Origin of the sequence: Nocardia xishanensis NBRC 101358, assembly GCF_001613365.1 — a bacterium.
Lineage (GTDB): Bacteria > Actinomycetota > Actinomycetes > Mycobacteriales > Mycobacteriaceae > Nocardia > Nocardia xishanensis.
The window spans coordinates 1-726 of the sequence record NZ_BDCF01000120.1; the positions used below are offsets into that span (position 1 = coordinate 1).

Annotated in this window: 1 protein-coding gene; it reads right to left on the reverse strand. The window is 63.6% G+C overall.

Translation table 11 applies throughout. The features are described 5' to 3' along the window. Window positions 1-726 (reverse strand): AMP-binding protein (locus NX1_RS34925; RefSeq protein WP_157120421.1); only part of this gene is annotated, 726 nt, incomplete at both ends.

Genomic DNA, 726 nt, shown 5'->3' on the forward strand with positions numbered 1-726 from the left:
TTCGGTGTAGCGTTCCCAGTAGGTGGCCCGGTATCGCTGCATGTCGCCCCAGATGCCGCGCAGCATGGACGGCCACGGCTGGTCGAGTACGAGGTAGCCGTTGGCTTCGGTTTCTCCGCGTTGTACGGGCTTGCCCTCTTCGTCGACGACCTGGGCGGAGATGCCGGGTAGCGGTGTCATGGCGGCGCCGGGTTTGGCGGCGGTGACGCCGGGCAGCGGGGAGATCATGATCGAGCCGGTTTCGGTTTGCCACCAGGTGTCCACGATGGGGGTGCGGTTGGCGCCGATGACCTCGCGGTACCAGCGCCACGCTTCGGGGTTGATCGGTTCACCGACCGAGCCGAGCAGTCGGATGCTGGATAGGTCGTGGGCGGTGGGGATTTCGCGGCCCCATTTCATGAAGGTGCGGATCAGGGTGGGTGCGGTGTAGTAGATGGTGACGCCGTATTTTTCGATGATCTGGAAGTGGCGGTGTTCGGTGGGGGAGTTGGGGGTGCCTTCGTAGACGACTTGGGTGGTGCGGTTGGCGAGGGGTCCGTAGACGATGTAGCTGTGGCCGGTGACCCAGCCGATGTCGGCGGTGCACCAGTAGATGTCTTGTCCGGGTTTGTGGTCGAAGACGTAGTGGTGGGTGTAGGAGGTTTGGGTGAGGTAGCCGCCGGTGGTGTGCAGGATGCCTTTGGGTTTTCCGGTGGTGCCGGAGGTGTAGAGGATGAACAGGGGGTG